Source organism: Streptomyces krungchingensis, assembly GCF_054729265.1.
The window spans coordinates 7,654,027-7,677,043 of the sequence record NZ_JBPUKY010000001.1; the positions used below are offsets into that span (position 1 = coordinate 7,654,027).

General features: G+C 71.2%; 16 protein-coding genes. 13 read left to right on the forward strand and 3 right to left on the reverse strand.

Annotation, left to right across the window (positions count from 1 at the left end; genetic code table 11):
- Positions 1-120: 120 nt before the first annotated feature.
- Entirely contained in the window at positions 121-2,325 is a 2,205-nt protein-coding gene (locus tag ACSYGO_RS33535) for a RecQ family ATP-dependent DNA helicase (protein WP_460388750.1), read from the reverse strand.
- A gap of 613 nt (positions 2,326-2,938) precedes the next feature.
- Between ACSYGO_RS33535 and ACSYGO_RS33540 the strand changes: the two genes are divergently transcribed.
- From ACSYGO_RS33540 to ACSYGO_RS33570, 7 genes are all read left to right on the forward strand, one after another.
- A complete protein-coding gene (locus tag ACSYGO_RS33540) occupies positions 2,939-4,468 on the forward strand; it encodes a DUF4192 domain-containing protein (protein ID WP_460388751.1) in 1,530 nt (509 codons plus the stop codon).
- 271 nt (positions 4,469-4,739) lie between these two features.
- The gene (locus ACSYGO_RS33545; protein ID WP_460388752.1) at positions 4,740-6,872 is read left to right on the forward strand and encodes a glycogen debranching N-terminal domain-containing protein; all 2,133 of its coding nucleotides are present in this window, start codon (positions 4,740-4,742) and stop codon (positions 6,870-6,872) included.
- Between the two features lie 130 nt (positions 6,873-7,002).
- On the forward strand, positions 7,003-7,761 hold the full coding sequence (locus ACSYGO_RS33550; RefSeq protein ID WP_426681001.1) for an NUDIX hydrolase: 759 nt from the start codon (positions 7,003-7,005) through the stop codon (positions 7,759-7,761).
- A 125-nt stretch (positions 7,762-7,886) separates the two neighbouring features.
- Positions 7,887-9,671, forward strand: coding sequence for an ABC transporter ATP-binding protein (locus ACSYGO_RS33555; protein WP_432188418.1), 1,785 nt, complete (start codon positions 7,887-7,889; stop codon positions 9,669-9,671).
- A gap of 162 nt (positions 9,672-9,833) precedes the next feature.
- On the forward strand, positions 9,834-10,721 hold the full coding sequence (locus tag ACSYGO_RS33560) for a FadR/GntR family transcriptional regulator (protein ID WP_426680999.1): 888 nt from the start codon (positions 9,834-9,836) through the stop codon (positions 10,719-10,721).
- A gap of 415 nt (positions 10,722-11,136) precedes the next feature.
- The gene (locus tag ACSYGO_RS33565; protein ID WP_037764940.1) at positions 11,137-12,672 is read left to right on the forward strand and encodes an RNA polymerase sigma factor; all 1,536 of its coding nucleotides are present in this window, start codon (positions 11,137-11,139) and stop codon (positions 12,670-12,672) included.
- Positions 12,673-12,804: 132 nt separating this feature from the next.
- Complete coding sequence (locus tag ACSYGO_RS33570; RefSeq protein ID WP_426680998.1) at positions 12,805-13,623, forward strand: S1 family serine peptidase; 819 nt, start codon at positions 12,805-12,807, stop codon at positions 13,621-13,623.
- 108 nt (positions 13,624-13,731) lie between these two features.
- Here the strand turns inward: ACSYGO_RS33570 and ACSYGO_RS33575 are convergent, their stop codons facing one another.
- Positions 13,732-13,962: a DUF7455 domain-containing protein gene (locus ACSYGO_RS33575; protein ID WP_426680997.1), complete on the reverse strand. Its 231-nt coding sequence runs from the start codon at positions 13,960-13,962 to the stop codon at positions 13,732-13,734.
- A gap of 442 nt (positions 13,963-14,404) precedes the next feature.
- Between ACSYGO_RS33575 and ACSYGO_RS33580 the strand changes: the two genes are divergently transcribed.
- From ACSYGO_RS33580 to ACSYGO_RS33605, 6 genes are all read left to right on the forward strand, one after another.
- A complete protein-coding gene (locus ACSYGO_RS33580) occupies positions 14,405-16,528 on the forward strand; it encodes a DNA gyrase/topoisomerase IV subunit B (protein ID WP_432174402.1) in 2,124 nt (707 codons plus the stop codon).
- Between the two features lie 844 nt (positions 16,529-17,372).
- On the forward strand, positions 17,373-17,894 hold the full coding sequence (locus ACSYGO_RS33585) for a DUF1453 domain-containing protein (protein WP_432174401.1): 522 nt from the start codon (positions 17,373-17,375) through the stop codon (positions 17,892-17,894).
- Positions 17,891-19,042, forward strand: coding sequence for a sensor histidine kinase (locus tag ACSYGO_RS33590; protein ID WP_426680994.1), 1,152 nt, complete (start codon positions 17,891-17,893; stop codon positions 19,040-19,042). Before ACSYGO_RS33585 ends, ACSYGO_RS33590 begins: the two co-directional genes overlap by 4 nt.
- On the forward strand, positions 19,039-19,728 hold the full coding sequence (locus ACSYGO_RS33595) for a response regulator transcription factor (RefSeq protein ID WP_426680993.1): 690 nt from the start codon (positions 19,039-19,041) through the stop codon (positions 19,726-19,728). Before ACSYGO_RS33590 ends, ACSYGO_RS33595 begins: the two co-directional genes overlap by 4 nt.
- A gap of 104 nt (positions 19,729-19,832) precedes the next feature.
- Complete coding sequence (locus ACSYGO_RS33600; protein ID WP_426680992.1) at positions 19,833-20,321, forward strand: DUF485 domain-containing protein; 489 nt, start codon at positions 19,833-19,835, stop codon at positions 20,319-20,321.
- The gene (locus ACSYGO_RS33605; protein ID WP_460388757.1) at positions 20,318-21,910 is read left to right on the forward strand and encodes a solute symporter family protein; all 1,593 of its coding nucleotides are present in this window, start codon (positions 20,318-20,320) and stop codon (positions 21,908-21,910) included. The genes ACSYGO_RS33600 and ACSYGO_RS33605 overlap by 4 nt, the downstream gene beginning before the upstream one ends.
- Before the next feature lie 339 nt (positions 21,911-22,249).
- Here the strand turns inward: ACSYGO_RS33605 and ACSYGO_RS33610 are convergent, their stop codons facing one another.
- Entirely contained in the window at positions 22,250-22,942 is a 693-nt protein-coding gene (locus ACSYGO_RS33610) for a response regulator (protein WP_426680990.1), read from the reverse strand.
- Between the last annotated feature and the right edge of the window lie 75 nt (positions 22,943-23,017).

Genomic DNA, 23,017 nt, shown 5'->3' on the forward strand with positions numbered 1-23,017 from the left:
GCGGACCTCAATTCTTCCTGTCGAACTTGGTTGCGGCAACGAGCAATTGGGACGGCAGACCGTTTTCGGGCTATGTGTGACCTATATCCTTGCCCAAGGTTTCGGGCGGCGATGCACGCGTCACGCCTGAACGGCCAGGACCAGGGGCAACACCCCCTGGGCTCCCGCTCTGCGGAGCATGCGCGCGACCACGGCGAGTGTCCAGCCGGTCTCCGTCGCGTCGTCCACGAGCAGGACGGGACCGTGCGCCTCCTTCAAGGCCGCCACCAGCTCGGGCGGTACGGTCAGCGCTCCGTCGAGCGACTTGAGCCGCTGCGCGCTGTTGCTCCGGGAGATCTGCTGCGCCTCGCCGACGTACTCCACGGAACCCAGCAGCGGCAGCCTGCCCACGTCCGCGATCCGAGCCCCCAAGGACCCGATCAGCTGCGGTCGCCGCCGCGAGGCCACGGTCACGACGCCGACTGGACGGGCCGGTGCGTCGGGCTGCCCCGAAGCCCAGCCGCCGGGCCCCTTCGCCCAGTCCGCCAGCACGCCGACGACAGCCTTGGCGACATCGTCCGGAACAGGGCCGTCGGGGGCCTGGGGCGCGAGCATGGGGCGCAGCCGGTTGCCCCAGCCGATGTCCGAGAGTCGTCCCAAGGCGCGCCCGGGGGCGGCCTGTTCGCCTGCGGGGATACGGCCCTTCAGGTCGACGCCGACCGCGGGCAGGCCCGTGGGCCACATCTTCCGGGGCTCGACCTCCACACCCGCGCGGCCGAGCTCTCCGTTGGCCGCGTCGAGTGCCGCGGGCGACACGGCAGCCTCGAACCGTGCGCCCGCGCAGTTGTCGCAGCGCCCGCACGGCGTCGCACCCTCGTCGTCCAGCTGACGTCGCAGGAACTCCATCCGGCAACCGGTCGTCGACACGTAGTCCCGCATCGCCTGCTGCTCGGCCGCCCGCTGCTTGGCGACCCAGGCGTAGCGCTCGGTGTCGTACGTCCATGGGTTGCCGGTGGAGATCCAGCCGCCCTGGACCCTGCGTACGGCTCCGTCCACGTCGAGCACCTTGAGCATGGTCTCCAAGCGGGACCTGCGCAGTTCCACCAGCGGTTCCAGGGCGGGCAGCGAGAGCGGGCGGTCGGCCCGTGACAGCACGTCCAGCGTGCGACGCACCTGCTCCTCGGGAGGGAAGGCGATCGACGCGAAGTACTCCCAGATCGCCTGGTCCTCCTTGCCGGGCAGGAGCAGCACTTCGGCGTGCTGCACACCGCGGCCGGCGCGCCCCACCTGCTGGTAGTAGGCGATGGGGGAGGAGGGCGACCCCAGGTGCACCACGAAACCCAGGTCGGGTTTGTCGAACCCCATCCCCAGCGCCGACGTCGCGACGAGGGCCTTGACCCGGTTGGCGAGCAGGTCTTCCTCGGCCTGCTGGCGGTCCGCGTTCTCCGTCTTGCCGGTGTACGACGCCACCGTGTGGCCGCTCTGGCGCAGGAACGCGGTGACCTCCTCGGCGGCGGCGACGGTGAGTGTGTAGATGATGCCGGAGCCGGGCAGGTCCTGCAGATGCTCGGCGAGCCAGGCCATCCGGTGGGCCGCGTCGGGCAGCCGCAGGACACCGAGGCTCAGGCTCTCCCGGTCCAGGGGACCGCGCAGCACGAGGGCGTCGGTGCTGGCTCCGGTGCCCAGCTGCTCGGCCACGTCGGCCGTCACGCGCGCGTTGGCCGTCGCGGTCGTGGCCAGGACGGGCACGCCGGGTGGGAGGTCGGCGAGCATGGTGCGCAGGCGGCGGTAGTCCGGCCGGAAGTCGTGGCCCCAGTCTGAGATGCAGTGCGCCTCGTCGACCACGAGCAGACCGGTCGCGGCGGCCAGCTTGGGCAGGACCTGGTCGCGGAAGTCCGGGTTGTTCAGCCGCTCGGGGCTGACCAGCAGGACGTCGACCTCGCTCGCGGCGACCTCGGCCTGGATCGTCTCCCACTCCTCCGTGTTGGAGGAGTTGATCGTCCTCGCGTGGATTCCGGCGCGGGCCGCAGCCTCCACCTGGTTGCGCATGAGGGCGAGGAGCGGCGAGACGATCACCGTGGGGCCCGCGCCCCTCTCGCGCAGCAGCGCGGTCGCGACGAAGTACACCGCGGACTTGCCCCAGCCGGTGCGCTGGACCACCAGGGCTCTGCGCTTGTCGGCCACCAGCGCCTCGATGGCACGCCACTGGTCCTCGCGCAGCCGGGCCTCGCCCGGGCGGGCACCGACGAGTCGGGCCAGTACGGCGTCGGCCGCCGTACGCAGGGTCTCGTCGTCCTTGGCAGGCGTGGGGTCGGGGGCTGTGGGTCGCGGGTCTTCGTTGGTCATGGCCCCATGCAACCCGATGGGTCGGACATCGCGCGAACGAGCCGGACGGGCTGGGGACAACTTCTGTCGTGGTCATGCTCGCGGTTATCCACAGGCTCAAGCGGAACTTCGGCATCCGCGGGATGGTCACGGCATGACGAATCACGACGAAGCGACCGGCAGGTCCGGCGACGAGGACATCAGCGGGCTCGGCGGCGCATGCCGTGGACAGAGCGAGTACACCGTGCCCGCGGGACGCGAAGCGCGCACGGATGCCGCGGCTGGGGCGGCTGGGGCGGCTGGGGCGGCTGGGGCCGAGCCTCCGGCACGGGTGGGGTGTGACGGAGGCGACGGTCGATCGGGAAGCGGCGACACCGAGCCGGGCTCGGACGGAGAGGGGAGCAGCGGACAGGTGGCCGATCGTTGCGGGAGCGCGGGCGGCGCCGCGATGGACACGGGCGGCGCCGCGCTTGACGCGAGCGGCGCCGTGTTTGAGAAGGACGCGGGCGATGGAGGGCCCGCCGTTCGACGGTCGGGCGGTGCCGTGTCGGCTCGAATCGAGGGCGAGGGCGAGGGCGAGGGCGAGAGGGAGAGGGAAGGCGAAGGGGTGAGCGAGGCCGGATCCGGTCGGTTCGTGGGGCTTGGCGCTTCCGAACACTTCGGCGGTCACGGAGTCTCCGCAGCCGTCCACGGGCCCGGTCCCGGCAGCGGGGAGCAGCAGGTCACCCTGCGCACCCCCGCGGAGCTGGCCGACGCCCTGCCCTATCTGCTCGGATACCGTCCCGAGGACAGCATCGTCCTGGTCGCTCTGCACGACCGGGACCGGCGAGGGCGCTTCGGCGGCCGCGCCCGGCTCGGCATCCCCCGCCACGCGGAGGACTGGCCGTCCGCTGCCGAGCAACTGGCACAGGGGTTGGTGAAGGGCAGCGAGCGCAGGGGCGCCCGGCCCGAGAGCATGGTCCTCTTCCTCTGCCGTGAACCGGAAAACGGGGAGTCCGGGCAAGAGGTCGTGGAGCGTCTGCGCCCGCTCGCGCAACTGCTGCGGACGGCGTGCGGCCGCTTGGACGTCCCCGTGGTCGAGGGCCTGTGCATCTCCGACGGCCGATTCTGGTCCTACGTGTGCCCGGGCCAGGGGTGTTGTCCGCCCGAGGGACACACGATGGGGCTGCCCGGGACGTCCGTCCTTGCCGCCGCCGCGACCTACGCGGGACTCCAGGTCCGCGGATCCCTGCGGGAGCTGACCGAGCGGCTCCTCCCATGGGAGACATCGGCCGCCCGGGAACAGGAAGCCGCGCTCGACGCCGCGAGCATGGCGCTCGTCCCGAGGATTCTGGACGAGGAAGGCCGGGCGGCGGTGGCCGAGCAGTCCCTGGAACTGGCGGGGCTTCTCATGAAGCGCCTCACCGACACCCCGCCGGTGTCCGGGACACGCCCTGCGGACCTGCGTGACGACTCGCTCGTGGAGCACGAGGAGGCCGCGACGCTGATCCTCGGTCTCCAGGACCGCACCACTCGCGACCGTGCCGCCCAGTGGATGGAGGGCGACGAGGCCGGCCCGGCCCTGCGCCTGTGGCGGGCGTTGGCCCGCCGCTGCGTCGGCCCCTACCGTGAGCACGCGGCGGCACCCCTCACGCTCGCGGGCTGGGTCGCCTGGTCCACGGGTGACGAACTGGAGGCCCGCGAAGCCCTGGCCATGGCCCTTGGTGCCGACCCCGACTACCTCTTCGCGCGGCTCCTGCACCAGGCGTGCAACGAGGGACTGGACCCCGAGTCCGTCCGGCGGTGCCTGCGTGCGGAGCGCACAGGGCGTGCCTCCGAAGGGCGTGCCTTCGAAGCCGGGGAGGGGGAGCAGCTCACCGGATGCGCGGCACCCGCCCCGGCGCCGGCCGCATCCGACGTGGTGGTGCGCGCCGCAGGGACGCCGGAAGCGAAATCCCGTGCGCTCGCCCCCACCACCCGACGCCGACACCGGTCACGCTCGGCTGCCGGCGGTGCGGCTCGTCCGGGTCGCCGCAAAGCACAGGCGGCGAACGCACGCCGTCGTCGGCCCACCGACGGGACCTCGCCCAGCGGGGACGGACCGGGACGCGCGGAGGCCGAGGCTCCCGGTCGCCCACGCGCGCACCGCGAGGGCGGCCGTCGCGGGGCCGGCGAGGACGACTGAACCAGCAGGGGTGGCCCTTGCGGACAGCTGAGCAGCGGGTGCGGGGTCGGGTGCTCGCGCCGGGGCCATTCGGTCGGCCCCGTCCGCGGAGCGCACCGCCATTCGGTCGGCTTCCCCGGCCGAAGGCGTGACCTGGGGCGGGGACGTTCCGTTCACCTGAGTGGCGGAAGCCGTGGCCGGGCCCCGCCGCCCCTGTGCCCCCCGATCCCCACGGAGTCCACCACCCGGCGCTGAGCGCGCTCAAGGCGCACCGAGCGCGGAGGAACTGTCCATGACCTTGCCCATTCCCTCCCCGGCTTCCGGCGAAGACCGTCCGCCCGCGCGCGAGACGGCAAGGCCCGTCAGCCCTGGGGACAACGCGTCCACCCCGTTCGCCAGAAGCGGCGGTGCCTCGTCCTCCCGCCCGGGAGCGTGCGGGCCCACGGCTCTCCATGCCGCGCACTCCGTGCCGCGCGGCGCGGGGGACCTGCCGCCCGCTCATACGGCCCTGATCTGTGTCGCGCTGCCGGGACTGGTGATCTCCACGGAGCAGGGGCAGCTGACGGGGCGCGGGCTGGAAGGGTTCTACCGAGCGGGGCGGCGCTTGCTCTCCCGTTGCCAGGTACGGATCGCGGGCCGGGAGCCGCTCGTCGTACAGGCGCGGATGGTCGGGGCCGACACGGCCCGCTTCGTGGGGACGCTGCGCGTATCCCCCGACGTCGGCCCGGACCCGGATGTGATCGTCGAGCGCACGCGGTACGCGGACGGCACCGAGCGGATCACGTTGCAGAGCGCCGCCGCCCGTACGCTGCGTCTGCCCGTCGAGGTCGCCCTCGGCACGGATCTCGCGGAACTCGGCTCGGTCGCCCTCGGCCGGTCCGGGCCCGAACTGCCCGCCAGCGTCCACGACTCCGGCCTGCGCTGGTCCTGCGCCACCGGACACTCGGCCGTCACCGCCGACCCCCCGCCCGCCGACGCGCTGGCCGCCGCCGGACTGCTGCGCTGGGAGCTCGAACTGCCGCCGGGCGCGACCCGGAGCGTGGAGCTGCGCGTACGGCCGGACGGAGCGGGATCCATCAGGGCGGCAGGACGTGGCCCCGGGCCGTTCGCCGCGCCCCGTGCGGGGGGCGACGACCCCAGGGCCGGGGCACTCCTGCGCACATGCGTCGACGATCTCCAGGCGTTGCTGCTGCGGGATCCCGAGCATCCGGCCGACGTGCATCTCGCGGCGGGGGCTCCCTGGCGGTGCGGCCTGGCGCCGGCCGAGGCGATCGTCGCGGCGCGGATGACGCTTCCGCTCGGTACGCGTCTGGCCGCGGGCACCATGCGGACACTGGCCCGAACCCAACTCGCCGGTCCGGGAGGCCGGTCCGGCCTGATTCCGGGGCCCCGCCGGGACGCGGGACCACACCTGCCGCCCGGTTGCACGGCGACAGAGGCGACCCTGTTGTTCCCCGTGCTCCTCGCGGAGGCCCGCCGCTGGGGACTGCCGGAGCAAGAGGTGGAGGAGCTGCTGCCCACGGCCGAGCAGTGCCTCAAGTGGCTGCTGAGCGTGGTCGGCGACGGCGTCTATCTGTCCGACCCGCACCCCGGCGGGGCGCTGCGCTGCGAGACACAGGTGCACGCACACCGTGCGGCCCTGCTGGGCGCCGACCTCCTCGACGAAGTCGGCCGGCCGGGCGCCCCCGAGCTGCGGCAATGGGCTCAGGAGCTGCGGACCGCGTTCCGTGACGAGTTCTGGATCGAGGACCTGGGCGGCGGCAGACCGGCCGCTGCCCGTACTCGGGACGGGCGCCTGGTGCCCTATCTGGGTTCGGCCGCGGCACACCTCCTCGACACCGGCCTCCTGGGGGCGGGGGAGCTGGCCCCAGGACTGCTCGACAAGGCGCGGACCGAGCAGCTCGCCCGGCTGCTGGGCGGCCCGGCCATGGACTCGGGCTGGGGGTTGCGCGGCCTGGGCGCCAAGGAGCCGGGGTACAACGCGTTCGGTCACCGTGCCGGAGCCGTGCGAGTCCAGGACTCGGCGATCGCCGTCGCGGGACTCGCCGCCTCGGGCTACGAGAAGGAGGCGAGTTCCCTGCTCAGGGGCGTACTGGCGGCAGCCGAGGCGTTCGGCCACCGGCTTCCCGAGATGTACGCGGGGGAGCAGCGCACGGAGGGCGGTACCCCGGTGCCCCATCCGGCGGCCTCCCGGCCGGCGGCCACGGCGGCCGGCGCCGGCGTGCTGCTGCTCGCCTCACTGGCCGGGATCCGTCCGGACGCCCCGGCCGGGACCGTGACGCTGCGACCGATCCGGGGCGCACCGCTGGGCGAGATCGTGCTGAGAGGGCTGCGGATCTCCGGGGCCCCGTTCTCCGTGCGCGTCAGCCGACTCGGTCTCGCCATGGTCGAGGAGGCGGCCGATGGACTGCAGTTGGGGGTCTGACACGGCGGTCACGTTCCTGGACGGAGACCGACGCGGGCCGATCGACGTAGTACCGGACGGAAGTGGATCAACTGCGTACGCGGCTGACGAAGGAGGTGTTTATCGTCAGGCAGACGACTATGATCGCGGCATGCCCTACGACCCGTCGGCCTTTCCGCCCTTTGCCGTGACCGTGGACCTGGTCGTGCTGACCGTGCGCCGCCATGCCCTGTGCGCGCTGGCGGTACGGCGGGGCGAGCAGCCGTTCCAGGGGCGATGGGCGCTTCCCGGCGGCTTCGTACGGGCCGACGAGGATCTCGCGCAGGCCGCCGCGCGGGAGCTGGTCGAGGAGACCGGGCTGCGGGCCCACGACCCGTCCGCGCCCGCGCAGGACAACGGTGCGCATCTGGAACAACTCGCCACCTACGGCGACCCCAAGCGCGACCCCCGGATGCGGGTGGTCAGCGTCGCTCATCTCGCCCTGGCTCCTGATCTGCCCGCGCCCCGGGCGGGCGGTGACGCCAACAGCGCCCGCTGGGCACCCGTCGAGGAGCTGTTGCAGCAGGGCGGCTACGGCCGGGACGGAGAGCAGGCGGCGCCCCTCGCCTTCGACCATGCGCAGATCCTGTCGGACGGCGTCGAGCGTGCCCGGTCGAAGATCGAGTACTCGTCGCTGGCGACCGCCTTCTGCCCGACCGAGTTCACCGTGGGTGAGCTGCGCCGCGTCTACGAGGCGGTGTGGGCCGTGGCACTCGACCCGCGCAACTTCCACCGCAAGGTGACGGGCACGCCCGGCTTCCTGGTGCCCACGGGCGGCACGACCACGCGCCAGGGCGGTCGCCCGGCCCAGCTCTTCCGTGCGGGCGGCGCCACGCTGCTCAATCCGCCGATGCTGCGCCCCGAGGTCTGAGCAAGGCCTGGAGAGGCAGATCGGGGCGCCGTGGCGAGGGGGTGGCGGCGCGACTTGTCGAGCCCTGCCCGAGACAGGCCGCGAGGTGCCCGGAAAACCCGAATTGTCGCGCTATCTTGCTGTGAGTGATCCAGGCCATCGGACTGACCAGCAACCCCCGCAAGGAGCTTCGGGCCGCCGTCGACGACGTGTCCTTCGAGGCGCGCGCGGGCCGTGTCACAGCGGTCCTCGGGGCCCCCGGTGCGGGCAAGACGACGGTGCTGAAGCTCATGCTCGAACTCCAACAGGGCCGTGGCGTCGCCTGCTTCAGAGGCCGGCCGCTGCATCGCATCGCCCACCCCTCGCGTGAGGTCGGCGTTCTCATGGGCGAGGTGCCCGGCCACCCGGCGCGCACGGTGAGCGGCCAACTCCGCATGCTGTGCGCGGCTGCCGGGGTGCCCGTGCGCCGCGCGGACGAAGTGCTCGAAGTCGTCGGGCTCGCCGGCCTCCGTGACGAGCGCCTGGGCACCCTGTCGCGCGGCATGGACCGCCGCCTCGGGCTTGCCTGCGCGCTCCTGTCGGATCCGCACACGCTCGTCCTCGACGAACCCTCCGACGGACTCTCCGCCCGTGAAGCCCGTTGGCTGCACGGGATTCTGCGCGCCCACGCCGCCCAGGGCGGCACGGTGCTGTTCACCACGAACGACCCCAAGGAGGCCGCACGCACGGCCGACCGGATCGTCACGCTGGAGCAGGGCCGGGTCGTCGCCGACCAGGAGGCCGCCGACTTCGCCCGCACCCGGCTCCGCCCCAGGGTCGCCGTCCGCAGCCCGCACGCCGTCCGGCTCGGTGCGCTGCTGACCAAAGAGGCCCGCTCCGCCCAGCGTTCCGTGGAAGTCGTGCGGGAGGACGGCAACCGGCTCTCCGTGTACGGCAGCACATGCGCCGACGTCGGCGAGACGGCTTTCCGGCACGGCATCCTCGTCCATCAACTCGCCGACGAGATCGGCGACATGAAGCCGGTCCGCGCGCAGGCGGAGGACGATGACGGCGCCGGCGACGGGGGAGGCGTCGTGGGTGACGGCGGTGCGTCGGGACCGGCCGGGACGCCGTCCTCGAACGCCGTCTCCCCCCTGCCGCCTCCCATCGCGGTGCGCCAGGCCCCGAGCCCGCTGCGTCCGCTGCGCTACGAACTGCGGCGCGCCGCGGGGGTGGGCACCGGCTACCTCACGGCGGCGGCCGTTCTCGTCACCTCGGCCCTCCTGTCCGTCATCCTGGCCAGGATCGGTCACACGCCCCAGCCGCGCCTGCTGGCCGCGTGGCCGCGGGAATTTCCCCTGCCGCCCGCCGCGCTCGGCGCCGGGCTGCTCGGCGCGGTGGCCTTCGGTGAGGAGTTCCGTCACCCCGCGCTGGCCACGGACCGCGGCACCGTCCCCCGCCGTCTGGGGCTGCTCGCGGCCAAGCTCCTGCTCGCCTCGGTCACCGCACTGGCCCTGGCCGTCCTCACCGTGGGGTGCGACCTGGAGATGCTTTACCTCGTCTACGGGCGGGAGCTCACCGCGATCCCCGCGGACTGGCCGTCCCTGAGCGTGAGTTGGACCGGGCTGGTGGTGGGCTGCGCCTGGGCGGGGGTGCTGGCCGCCGGTCTCTTCCGGTCCACGGCCGCCGGGCTCGCAGCGGTGCTCGCCGTACCGGTCCTCGTCGTACCGCTCGTACAGAAGGTCTGGGAGGGGCCGTCCGTGCGGACCGCCGCCGGATTCCCCTTGAGGCTGCGCGAGCTGGTGATGATGCAGTGGCCCTTCGGAGGCGAGCGTTTCCTGACGGCCGGTGTGCGGATGGTCGCCCAACCCGTGGGCGGTGCCCTGATGTTGTCGCTCACCGCCCTGCTCTGCGCATATCTGCTCACCACGCTGCGGAGCAGGGTCCGATGACGACCGTCCGCGCCCTTCCGTTCCCGGTGTGCGCACAACTCCCCGGAGAACGCCCATTTCTTTCCGATAAGGCGTCAATTGCGACGGGGTGAGCGATCACCCTTTCGTGTGCTTTTCACCAAAGACCTCAAGGGAGTTGGAGACGACGCCGACAAAGGTCACGTGAGTACCCTTGCGCAGACCATGATGACCGCCGCCCGCTCCGCCGACTCCGGCCTCGCCGGACCGGGCGAAATCGACCGCTACCCCTACGCCGAGACCCCCGGTGTCGACCGCGTGGGTGCGCCCGCGTGGGAGAGCGCGGACCCCGAGCTGGGCCGCGTGGGCCGGCGCGCCGCCGGAAGCCGCGGACGCGGGCTGCACGGCCAACTCGTCCAGCAGCTGGGACAGATGATCGTCTCCGGCGACCTGGGCGCGGACCGGCCGCTCGTCCCCGAGGAGATCGGCCAGCGGTTCGAGGTCTCCCGCACCGTCGTCCGCGAGTCGCTCCGCGTCCTGGAGGCGAAGGGACTGGTCAGCGCTCGCCCGAACGTCGGCACGCGGGTGCGCCCCGTCAGCGACTGGAACCTCCTGGACCCGGACATCATCGAATGGCGGGCCTTCGGGCCGCAGCGCGACGACCAGCGGCGCGAGCTGAGCGAGCTGCGCTGGACGATCGAGCCGCTCGCCGCTCGCCTCGCCGCCGGGCACGGACGTGAGGAGGTGCAGCAGCGGCTCAGCGACATGGTCGAGATCATGGGCCACGCCATGGGGCAGGGTGACTCGCTCACCTTCTCCCGGGCCGACGCCGAGTTCCACTCGCTGCTCATCCAGCTCGCGGGCAACCGGATGCTGGAACACCTCTCCGGGATCGTGTCGGCCGCGCTCCAGGTATCCGGCGGACCCGTCACCGGCTGTGACCGGCCGAACGACTCCACCCTGGGGCACCACGCCCGCATCGTCGACGCCCTCGCCTCGGGCGACGGTGCGGCGGCCGAGAATGCCATGCGCCAACTGCTCACAGTCCACCCCGAGGTGGAGCGTGTGGTGCCCGCGCCGCGCGAACACTGATCGCGTACCGGGGGCGGCGCGGCCGGCGATACGCGTCGTGCGCCCTCGAGCGGCATCGCCCGGTCGGCGGACCCCCTCGCCCGTCGGGACCTCGCCGGATCCCTCCCGGATCCGGCGAGGTCCGGCGGCGCGAGGTGGCCGCGGACCATCGGCTGACCTCGTCTGACCGTATCTGGCAGCTTTTGACCGCTTACGGGGTGTGACTCGGGCCACGCAGATTGGGCGTAACGCTCCTCGGAACAGCGCGATGACCTAAGAGGTGACAGCCGAGGAGGGAATACAGACGCCGCTTGCGGCGCTGTGCCTCTTCCCGGCCCTGCCCGCGCCGTCGGCCCATCCCCAGTCGGCGGTCGTCGGCTCCTGTCCGCAGTGGACGGGGCCGGAAGCCGTTTTCCAACGTTCCGAGAGGTTGTTCGTGTCGGCCAGCACATCCCGTACGCTCCCGCCGGAGATCGCCGAATCCGTCTCTGTCATGGCGCTCATTGAGCGGGGAAAGGCTGAGGGGCAGATCGCCGGCGATGACGTGCGTCGGGCCTTCGAAGCTGACCAGATTCCGGCCACTCAGTGGAAGAACGTACTGCGCAGCCTCAACCAGATCCTCGAGGAAGAGGGTGTGACGCTGATGGTCAGTGCCGCGGAGCCCAAGCGCACCCGAAAGAGCGTCGCAGCGAAGAGTCCGGCCAAGCGCACCGCCACCAAGACGGTGGCCGCGAAGACGGTGACCGCCAAGAAGGCCGCCGCCCCCGCCGCCCCGGCCGTGCCTGCCGCCGACGATCCGGCTGAGGACGCGTCCGCCAAGAAGGTCGCTGCCAAGAAGACGACCGCCAAGAAGGCGGTCGCGAAGAAGACGGTCGCCAAGAAGACGGCGGCCAAGAAGACCACCGCCAAGAAGGACGACGTCGAGCTGATCGACGACGAGGCGGTCGAGGAGACCCCGGGCAAGCCCGGAGCCGAGGAGCCCACCGAGGACGGTGCCCAGGGCTTCGTCCTGTCCGACGAGGACGAGGACGACGCGCCCGCGCAGCAGGTCGCCGCTGCCGGTGCCACCGCCGACCCGGTCAAGGACTACCTCAAGCAGATCGGTAAGGTCCCGCTGCTCAACGCCGAGCAGGAGGTCGAGCTCGCCAAGCGCATCGAGGCCGGTCTGTTCGCCGAGGACAAGCTGGCCAACGCGGACAAGCTCGCCCCCAAGCTCAAGCGCGAGCTGGAGATCATCGCCGAGGACGGCCGCCGCGCCAAGAACCACCTCCTGGAGGCCAACCTCCGTCTGGTGGTCTCCCTGGCCAAGCGCTACACCGGCCGCGGCATGCTCTTCCTGGACCTCATCCAGGAGGGCAACCTCGGTCTGATCCGCGCGGTCGAGAAGTTCGACTACACCAAGGGCTACAAGTTCTCCACGTACGCCACCTGGTGGATCCGTCAGGCGATCACCCGCGCCATGGCCGACCAGGCCCGCACCATCCGTATCCCGGTGCACATGGTCGAGGTCATCAACAAGCTCGCGCGCGTCCAGCGTCAGATGCTCCAGGACCTGGGCCGCGAGCCCACCCCGGAGGAGCTGGCCAAGGAGCTCGACATGACCCCTGAGAAGGTCATCGAGGTCCAGAAGTACGGCCGTGAGCCCATCTCCCTGCACACCCCGCTGGGCGAGGACGGCGACAGCGAGTTCGGTGACCTCATCGAGGACTCCGAGGCCGTCGTCCCGGCCGACGCGGTCAGCTTCACGCTTCTGCAGGAGCAGCTGCACTCCGTGCTGGACACCCTGTCCGAGCGCGAGGCCGGCGTCGTCTCCATGCGTTTCGGTCTCACCGACGGTCAGCCGAAGACCCTCGACGAGATCGGCAAGGTGTACGGCGTCACGCGTGAGCGCATCCGCCAGATCGAGTCCAAGACGATGTCGAAGCTGCGTCACCCGTCGCGCTCCCAGGTGCTGCGCGACTACCTCGACTAGGCCTCGGCGCCACGTCATCGAGGGCCCGGCTCCCGTGGGGGAGCCGGGCCCTCGGCGTCTGTGCGGAGTGCGTGCTTCCGGCTGCTGGATCACTCTGGGTTTCCCATGACCATCCCAGAGTGAGGAGTGCGCATGCGCCGTCCTTTTGCCTCAGCGCTGGCCCTGGTGGCCGCCGCGGCCGTGATACCGCTGGCTTCCCCCGTCCCGGCCGCTGCCGACAGCGTCGTCATAGGCGGGTATCCCGTCGAGATCTCGAAGAGTCCGTGGACGGTGGCGCTGGCCAGTCGTGACCGGTTCGGGGGTACGCGGGCGGGACAGTTCTGCGGGGGAGTGGTGATCAGTCCGTCCAAGGTCCTGACCGCGGCCCATTGCCTGGGTACGGACGTGTTGGGGACCCCGCCGCGGCAGGTGGCCGATCTGAAGGTCATCGCGGGCCGCGGCGACCTGCTGTCGGACAGCGGCAAGGAGATCGCTGTGCGTGACGTCTGGGTCAATCCGGACTACGACAGCTATACGAACGCGGGGGACTACGGCGTGGTGACACTGACCTCACCGCTGCCCGAGAGTTCGGTCATCCGCATGGCTCCGTCCGGGGACTCCGCCTACCAGCCGGGCACGGACGCGGAGGTCTACGGCTGGGGGGACACGACGGGCTTCGGGACCTATCCGCACAGCCTGAGGGCCGCAGGGGTGCAGGTGCTTCCCGACAGCGCCTGTGAGGCGGCCTACCCCGGCGGCGAGGAAGGCACGTACCGGTCGGCGTCCATGCTCTGCGCCGGAGAGGCCGCGGGCGGCCACGACGCCTGCCAGGGGGACAGCGGAGGGCCGCTGGTCGCCCAGGGGAAGCTGATCGGCCTGGTGTCCTGGGGGAGCGGCTGTGGGCAGCCTGGCAGCCCCGGCGTCTACACGCGGGTCGCGGACGTCGCCAGGGCGCTCGGCAAGAGCCGCTGAGCGCCGCGGACGGCGCGCTACGAGTGCGGGCGGCCACTCCCTGTGTCCAGGGGGTGGCCGCCCGGCGTCCGGCCTGTGCCGGCACTCACTCGTCGTCGACGCGAGGTGTCAGCGCTCTTCTTCGGTGGAGCTTGCGGGAACGGTGGTGAGCCGCTCCGTCTCGTCCTGTATCTCGGCGGCGATCTTCTTGAGTTCCGGCTCGAACTTGCGACCGTGGTGGGCGCAGAAGAGCAGTTCTCCGCCGCTCAGGAGGACGACGCGCAGATATGCCTGGGCGCCGCAACGGTCGCAGCGGTCAGCGGCCGTCAGTGGGCTCGCGGGGGTCAGAACAGTAGTCACGTCGCCTCTTCTCTAGCTCGACGAGCTGTCGTACCAGGGTCAACATCCAACCAGGCCGAAAACGTTCCCGCTCGTGGCTTTTCCTCGAAAATTTCTCTCCGGGGCGGCTGTCTGCTGCCGGGTGGCGGCGAATGAGCCGTATCGCAAGTCTTCATGTCGTACGGGTTCGCGCTGTTTGTCAGGTGGTCTGCCCTCCCGGCTGGGTTGCCGGTTGTTCATGAGGACGTGCCCGGAGCCTAAATGGTTCATGCCTGGAAGGGAACGTGATATGTACTTCACTCAATCGAGGGATCGAACACGCATGCGACTCTGGACTAGTCTGAGTTCATGCGAGGGTGGCGTTACATCGGCTCTACCAGGCCTCGGTACCCTCTGAGCGGCGACCGAAGCCGGGGCCTTACCCAAATGGGTCCCATCTGAAATTCAGCGAGGAGCGAACCGCGTGACCGCCGAGACGTCCGTGCCGTCCACAGCCCTGCTGACCGGAGCAGACCGTGACGGTTCCAACTACACCGCGCGGCACCTGCTCGTCCTTGAGGGGCTCGAAGCGGTACGCAAGCGTCCGGGCATGTACATCGGATCGACCGACAGTCGCGGTCTGATGCACTGCCTCTGGGAGATCATCGACAATTCTGTCGACGAAGCCCTCGGGGGCTACTGCGACCACATCGACGTCGTCCTGCACGACGACGGCTCCGTCGAGGTGCGGGACAACGGCCGCGGCATCCCCGTCGACGTGGAGCCCAAGACCGGCCTCTCCGGTGTCGAGGTCGTCATGACCAAGCTGCACGCCGGCGGCAAGTTCGGCGGTGGCTCCTACGCGGCCTCCGGCGGCCTCCACGGCGTGGGCGCCTCCGTGGTGAACGCACTCTCCGCCCGCCTCGACGTCGAGGTCGACCGCGGTGGCAACACCCACGCGGTGAGCTTCCGGCGGGGTACCCCCGGGACGTTCAAGGGGGACGGGCCCGAAGCCGCCTTCGACGCGACCGGCGGACTGCGCAAGCTCAAGCGCATCCCCAAGACCCGCACCGGCACGCGCGTGCGCTACTGGGCCGACCGCCAGATCTTCCTGAAGGACGCCAAGCTCTCCCTCGAGAACCTGCACCAGCGCGCCCGTCAGACCGCCTTCCTGGTGCCGGGCCTCACCATCGTCGTCCGTGACGAGTACGGGCTCGGCGAGGGCGGCAGCAAGGGCGAGGAGTCGTTCCGCTTCGACGGCGGCATCAGCGAATTCTGCGAGTACCTCGCCACCGACAAGCCGGTCTGCGACGTCCTCCGTTTCTCGGGCCAGGGCACGTTCAAGGAGACCGTCCCGGTCCTCGACGAGCACGGCCAGATGACGCCCACCGAGGTCACGCGCGAGCTCGGCGTCGATGTCGCGCTGCGCTGGGGCACGGGGTACGACACGACTCTGAAGTCGTTCGTGAACATCATCGCCACCCCCAAGGGCGGCACGCACGTGGCCGGCTTCGAGCAGGCCGTCGTGAAGACGGTCAACGAGGTGCTGCGCGCCAAGAAGCTGCTGCGCGTCGCCGAGGACGACATCGTCAAGGACGACGCCCTGGAGGGGCTCACCGCGGTCGTCACCGTGCGTCTCGCCGAGCCGCAGTTCGAAGGGCAGACCAAGGAGGTCCTCGGCACCTCCGCGGCCCGCCGGATCGTGACGAACGTGGTCAGCAAGGAACTCAAGGCGTTCCTGACCTCCACGAAGCGGGACGCCGCCGCGCAGGCCCGGGTCGTCCTCGAGAAGGCCGTCGCCGCCGCCCGTACGCGGATCGCCGCCCGTCAGCACAAGGACGCGCAGCGCCGCAAGACGGCTCTGGAGTCGTCGTCGCTGCCCGCCAAGCTTGCCGACTGCCGCAGCGACGACGTGGACCGCAGTGAGTTGTTCATCGTCGAGGGTGACTCCGCGCTCGGCACCGCCAAGCTCGCGCGGAACTCCGAGTTCCAGGCGCTGCTGCCGATTCGCGGCAAGATCCTCAACGTTCAGAAGGCGTCCGTGACGGACATGCTGAAGAACGCCGAGTGCGGCGCGATCATCCAGGTCATAGGGGCGGGGTCGGGCCGGACCTTCGACATCGACGCGGCGCGGTACGGGAAGATCATTCTGCTCGTCGACGCCGATGTCGACGGGGCGCACATCCGGATTCTGCTGCTGACGCTGTTCCAGCGGTACATGCGGCCCATGGTCGAGGCGGGGCGGGTGTTCGCGGCGGTGCCGCCGTTGCACCGGATCGAGCTCAGCCAGCCCAAGAAGGGCCAGGACAAGTACCTGTACACGTACTCGGACCGGGAGCTGCGGGAGACGCTGCTGGAGCTCCAGCGCAAGAACGTGCGGTACAAGGACTCGATCCAGCGCTACAAGGGTCTCGGTGAGATGGACGCCGACCAGCTGGCCGAGACGACGATGGATCCGCGCCACCGGACCCTGCGGCGCATCAACATCTCCGACCTCGAAGCGTCCGAGCAGGTGTTTGACCTGCTGATGGGGAACGACGTGGCGCCGCGCAAGGAGTTCATCGCGAGCTCGGCGGCGACGTTGGACCGGTCGCGGATCGACGCGTAGGGGGTCGGGGCTGGGCTTCGCTGTCGGGCCGGTTCGCCGCCTTCGGTGCGGTGGGCCTGGCCTCGCCTCTGGTCCGGTGGCCGTTTCGGGTCTGTCCGGTGGGCCTGGCCTCGCCGTCTGTCCGGTGGGTGGGTTTCGCCGTCTGTCCGGTGGGTGGGTCGGGTCCGTGCCGGTGATCCGCCCGTTGCAGCCGTCGTGTGGTCCGATGGGTCAGTGCGGTGGGCTTGTGTTGCCGTCCGCAACGGGCATTTGATGCACCGGCACGGCCCCTTCTGTGAGAGGGCGACTGCGGGTGCGTCCGGGGTACGGCCCCTGCGGGGAGAGGGCGACTGCGGGTGCGAGTGGGGCTGGGGTCCACCCTCCGGTAGCTCTCGCTCCGCTCCGTCTCGCGCCGCTCCGTCCCGTCCCGTCCCGCTCCGACTCGCCCTCGCTCCGCCTCGCTCCGCCCCCGTCCGCTTGAGGGCAGAGAGCCACCTTCCAGCCCGTCCGGCGTTTGAGGACGAGGCCGTCCAGGCCGATTTCCCCTGGCCCCGGGGTCGTCGGTGTCGGGGCTGGGGGCAGTGCCTCAGCCCGTCCGGCGATTGAGGACGAGGCTGTTCAGGCCGAATGGGGGTCTGGGGGCGGAGCCCCCAGGGGTTTGGGCTGGGTAGGGGCGGAGGGGGCGAGGGGCGTTTGTCGCGGGTCCGCGTCGGGGGCGGGGGCTCCACCCGTGGGTGGAGGGAAGGGATGGTGGGAGATCCACCCGGGATCCACCCCGGCTCTGATCTGCTGACCTGCAGATTTCCGTAGCGTCGAAGGCGTCGACAGCACCCGCTGTCGCTCCCCCTCGCCCACGGAGGCCGCGATGTCCGGGCTCGTCGATGCTCTGCTGATCTGCGCCGTTGCCGCACTGGTGATCGGCCGCCAGTTCCGCACTCGCAGGATCAGCGACGACAAGCGCTGGTGGATCGTGCCCGTCGTCCTCGCGGTCATGGCGCTGCGGAATCCCGGGCTGATCGACCCGCACCATCGAGCGGGGGCGATCGTGCTGCTGGGGGCGGAGCTGCTCGTGGCCCTGGCGACCGGGGCCGGCTGGGCGTGGACGACGCGCATATGGACGGAGCCGGACGGCTCGGTGTGGAGCCGGAGCACCAAGGCCAGCGTGGCCGTCTGGATCGGGGGCATCGCTTTGCGTGCCGGCCTCTTCGGGACCGGCGTGCTGTTCGGCGTGCATCAGGAGTCCTCGGCGCTGCTGCTGGGCCTCGCCGCCACTCTGCTGGTCCGCGCCGGGTTCCTGGCCTGGAGGACCCGGCTCCCGCACCCGACGCAGGCGCAGACCCCGGCGTACGGTGACGGCGTGCCCGCCTCGTGGAAGGAGCGCGTGTGAGCGAGAACGCCTGGACTCGGTGGCCGTCCCGCGAGGCGCTCCAGCAGCTCGGGGTGTCCAGGCCGAGGCGCGTGCTCGGATGGGTCTCCAGGATCGTTGCCCTGGGCGTCCTCATCGCGACGACCTTCACGAAAGCGGGCCTGAACGGATGGGAGATCGCCGCGGGCATCGCAGGGATCATGGTGTGCGTGTTCCTGCTGTGGGCCTTCTGGCGGACCACGCTCGAACACCGCCTGTTGCCCTCCCTGGGGCTGCTGACCCTGCTGCTGGCCATTGCGACGGTGGGGCATGGCGTGGGCTTCCGAGTGCCGGCCCTCGTGCTGTGGTGCGGGTGCGCCGTCAGCGCCATCGAGCGGCTGCCCCTCGCGGCGGCACTGCCTGTCACCTCCGTGGCGCTGAGCGCGTACGCGGCGGTCAACGACGACGTGTGGCTGACCACCGCGGCCACCACGGCGGGACTCGCCCTCGCCGGGTATGTGCTGCGCCTGGACGCGGAGGCACGAGGGAGCGCACAGCGACTGCTGGCGCAGGAACGCGCGGCACGTGCGGCCGAGGCGGAGTCGGCGGCACTGGCCGAGCGGACGAGGATCGCGCGGGAGATCCACGACGTGCTCGCCCACAGTCTGTCGGCGCAACTCGTGCATCTGGAAGCGGCCCGCCTGCTGATCGAGCGGGGCGCCGATCGGGACGCGATCCTCGAACGTGTCGTGGCGGCACGAGGGATGGCCCGCGAGGGGCTCGCGGAGACCAGGCAGGCGCTCTCCGCTCTGCGAGGTGAGATGTCCCCCCTGGAGGACTTCCTGAGTGAACTCGTCGCCACGGCGGACGGAGCGGACGTCACCGTGACGGGCGAACGGCAGCCGTTGTCCGCCGAGACCTCGCAGGCCGTGCGCAGGGTCGCGCAGGAGGCCCTGACGAACGTGCGCAAGCACGCCCGGGGCGCAAAGGTCCACATGCATCTCGACTACGGCGAGAGCGAAGTGACGCTGGGCGTAAGGGATTCGGGAGGCCCGCCGGGCGATCTCAGCGGCTCGGGAGCCGGGTACGGTCTGCTGGGCATGCGGGAGCGTGCCGAGTTGCTGGGCGGCTCGTTGGAGGCCGGGCCGGAGGAGGAGGGATTCGTGGTGACGCTGAGGGTGCCCGTATGACGGAGACGGAGGAGACGGGCAGGCGGCCGGCGCGGGTCGTGGTGGCGGACGACCAGACGGTGGTGCGCGAGGGCATTGTGATGCTGCTGGGACTGTTGCCCGGGGTCGAGGTCGTCGGAGCGGCGGGCGACGGGTACGAAGCCGTGGCACTGGTCGCCGAACTGGCCCCGGACGTGGTGCTGATGGACCTGCGCATGCCCCGCTGCGACGGTGTGGAGGCCACCCGCCGCATCCGGACCGAGTACCCGGGCACTCAGGTGGTCATCCTCACGACGTACGCAGACGACGAGTCGTTGTTTCCCGCGTTGAGAGCGGGAGCGCGCGGCTATCTCACCAAGGACGCGGGCGGGGACGAGATCGTACGGGCGGTGGAGAGCGTGCTGTCGGGGGACGCGGGGCTCTCGCCGAGCATTCAACGGCGGCTCCTGGAGCGGCTGTCGGAGCCGCCAGCGGAGCCGTTGCCGCCGACGGAGGGGCCGGACGGGCTGACCGCGCGCGAGACCGAGGTGCTGCTGCTGATCGCCGAGGGGCTCACCAACCAGGAGATCGCCCGCAAGCTGCATGTGTCCACGGCCACCGTGAAGACCCACATCAACAACCTGTTCGCGAAGACGGGGCTGAAGGACCGCGCTCAGGCGGTGCGTTACGCCTTCGGGAAGGGGCTCGTCCGGCCACCGGTGGACTGAGTCACCTGATGGGGTGAAGAGCACGGAGAGAAGAGTCCGGGATCTTCCCGATCTGCCCATCCTTGGGCACGCGGCGACATCGGCCCGCGGACAAGGAGAGATCGGTGGAGAAGCACGACGGCGGCGATACCGGAGAGGTCCGGTTCGACGACCCCTGGTACGACGCGCTCGCCTCCGGCTGGGGTGAGTTGGACGGCACGGGAGCGCCGGCACCCGCGGTGCCGGCGGCGCGCGCGCAGTACGAACCGCGGGCGGGCGGAGCGGCCGACGTCTATCTGGAGGTGCAGCGCAGCGCTGCGTTCCAGGAAGTGCGCAGCCGGTACCGGAGGTTCGTGATCCCGGCCGTTGCCGTCTTCTTCTCCTGGTACGTGGGCTATGTGGTGACGGCGACGACAGCGCCGGGGTTCATGGCGCGGCCCGTCGCCGGCGCGGTGAACGTGGCGTTGCTCGCGGGACTCGGACAGTTCCTCACGACGTTCCTGCTCGCATGGGCGTACGCGCGCCACGCGCGGCTGCGCCGGGACCGGGCAGCGCTGGATCTGCGCTGGGACACACAGGAACTGACACGGCACGTCAGAGGCGGTGAGCGGTGACCGGCAACCATCAGACGCTGGCGCTGCTGCTGTTCAGCGCGTTCGTGGCGGTGACGCTTGCGATCACGACGTGGGTGAGCCGCAACCGGCACGGTTCGGAGGAGGAGTTCTACGTCGGCGGGCGGTTGTTCTCGCCGATGGAGAATGGTTTTGCCATTTCAGGTGATTACATGTCGGCGGCGTCCTTCCTGGGTGTCACGGGGTTGATCTCGCTCTACGGCTATGACGGCCTGCTGTACGTCGTGGGGTTCTTCGTCGCCTGGCTCGTCGTGCTGTTCCTGGTCGCCGAGTTGGTGCGCAACTGCGGGCGTTTCACGCTCGCCGACGTCGTCGCGGCCCGGATGAGCGAGAGGCCGGTACGGATCGCGGCGGGCACGTCCTCGGTGACCGTGTCCGTGCTCTACCTCGTGGCACAGATGGTGGGAGCGGGCAGCCTGGTCGCGCTGTTGCTGGGAGGCACGAGCGACGCCGCGCGGAACTGGACGGTGATCGGCGTCGGCGCGCTCATGGTGATCTATGTGTCGCTGGGCGGCATGCGGGCCACCACATGGATTCAGATCGTCAAGGCCGTGCTGTTGCTCGGGGGAGCCGTCGCGCTGACGGCGCTCGTCCTGGTGCGGTTCCACGGGAATGTGAACGAGTTGCTGCGTTCGGCGGCGGATCGCAGCGGGCACGGCATGGCGTTCCTCGCGCCCGGGCTGAAGTACGGCGGTGACTGGACCGCGCGCTTTGACTTCATCAGCCTGGGGCTCGCGCTGGTCCTCGGCACGGCCGGGCTGCCGCACATCCTGGCGCGGTTCTACACAGTGCCGACGGCCCGGGCGGCGCGGCGTTCGGTGGTCTGGTCGATCGGGCTCATCGGTGGCTTCTACCTGATGACGATCGTGCTGGGCTTCGGGGCGGCGGCGCTCGTGGGTCCGGAGACGGTGCGCGCGTCCAACGCGGCGGGGAACACAGCGGTCCCGCTCCTCGCGCTAGACCTGGGCGGCGGCGCCAACTCGACGGGTGGAACGGTTCTTTTCGCGGTGGTCGCCGCCATCGCCTTCGCGACCATCCTGGCGGTCGTCGCGGGCATCACCCTCGCCTCCTCGGCGTCCGTGGCCCACGACCTGTACGCGTCCTTGCGGCGTCGGCACGCGAAGCCGCGCAGCGAGGTGGCCGTGGCGCGGGCGGCTGCCGTCGGCGTCGGCGTGGTGGCGATCGCGCTGGGGCTGCTCGCCCGTGACCTCAATGTGGCCTTCCTGGTGGGCCTCGCCTTCGCGGTCGCGGCGTCCGCGAACCTGCCGGTGCTGCTGTACTCGCTGTTCTGGCGGTCGTTCACCACGCGCGGCGCGGTCTGGGCCGTCTACGGCGGCTTGGTGCCCGCGCTGGTGCTCGTCGTGCTGTCGCCCGTGGTGTCGGGGAGTCCCGAATCGCTGTTCCCGGCCGTGGACTTCCAGTACTTCCCGCTGCAGAACCCGGGCCTCGTGTCGATCCCCTTGGGATTCCTCGCGGGCTGGCTCGGCACGGTCACGTCGGCGGAGGAACCGGACGAGGCCAAGCACGCGGAGACCGAGGTGCGGGCACTCACCGGCGCCGGGGCCGTCTGAGGGCGTCGGCGGGGGCGTAGCCGCCGCTCGGCGTCGAACAGGGACGGTGCCCGCCGGCTCCTCGGGGCCAGGGCGGCTGCTGCCGGGGTCGGCCGGTGCGTCCACCAGCCCCCGTCCGCCTGCCCCTCGACCGGTGCGTCCGCCGGCCCCGTCCGCCGGTGCGTCCGCGTGCCCCTTCAGCCGGTGCGTCCGTGCGACGCGCCGGCCGACTCATCCGCCCGTCTCGTCGGCCGACGCGCTCGCGCGTCACATCCGACGGACGGGTGTGTCCGCCAGCCCCTTCCGCCGGGTGCGCCCGGCAGTTCCGTCCGCCGGGCGGTTCCGGCCCGCGTGGGGGATCTAGGGCGCCACCCACGCGTACCGGTGCTCCGGCCTGCCCGTGTCGCCGTACTTGAGCGACAGGCTCAGGCGTCCGGCCTGTTCGAGGTGGCGCAGATAACGCTGTGCCGTGGAGCGGCTGAGGCCGGTCTCGGCGGCCACCTCGTGAGCCGACAGAGGATGGTCCGCTCGGTGCAGGACGTCGCAGATGAGGTCGGTGGTCGGCTCGGAGTGACCGCTGGGCAGCCCCGGTGACGACGGCACGGGCGTGGTGCGCAGGGCGCCGAAGATCCGGTCGACCTGCTCCTGGCCCGCCACACCGTGGCCGCCCACCCGGTCCACGGTGCGGCGCAGGGCGGCGTACGAGTCGAGGCGGGCGCGCAGGGCGGCGAACGTGAACGGCTTGACGAGATAGTGCAGGGCGCCGAGACGCATAGCGGCCTGCACGGTCACCACGTCGCTGGCCGCGGTGATCATGATGACGTCGGTGCCGTGGCCGCGTTCGCGCATCCGGTGGACCAGTTCCAGGCCCGTCTCGTCGGGCAGGTAGTGGTCCAGCAGCACCAGGTCGACGGGCGCGCGTTCGACCGCGGCCAGCGCCTGGGCAGCGCTGTGCGCGCGGGCGGTCACCCGGAAACCGGGAACCTTCCCCACGTACTTCGCGTTGATCTCGGCGACGCGGAAGTCGTCGTCGACGACCAGGACGTCAATCATCGGGCCTCTTTCCCTCAAGGCCTGGCGGGCGTCGAGCCCGTGTTTCGGCTCCGCTGTTGTAGCGCGAGCAAAATG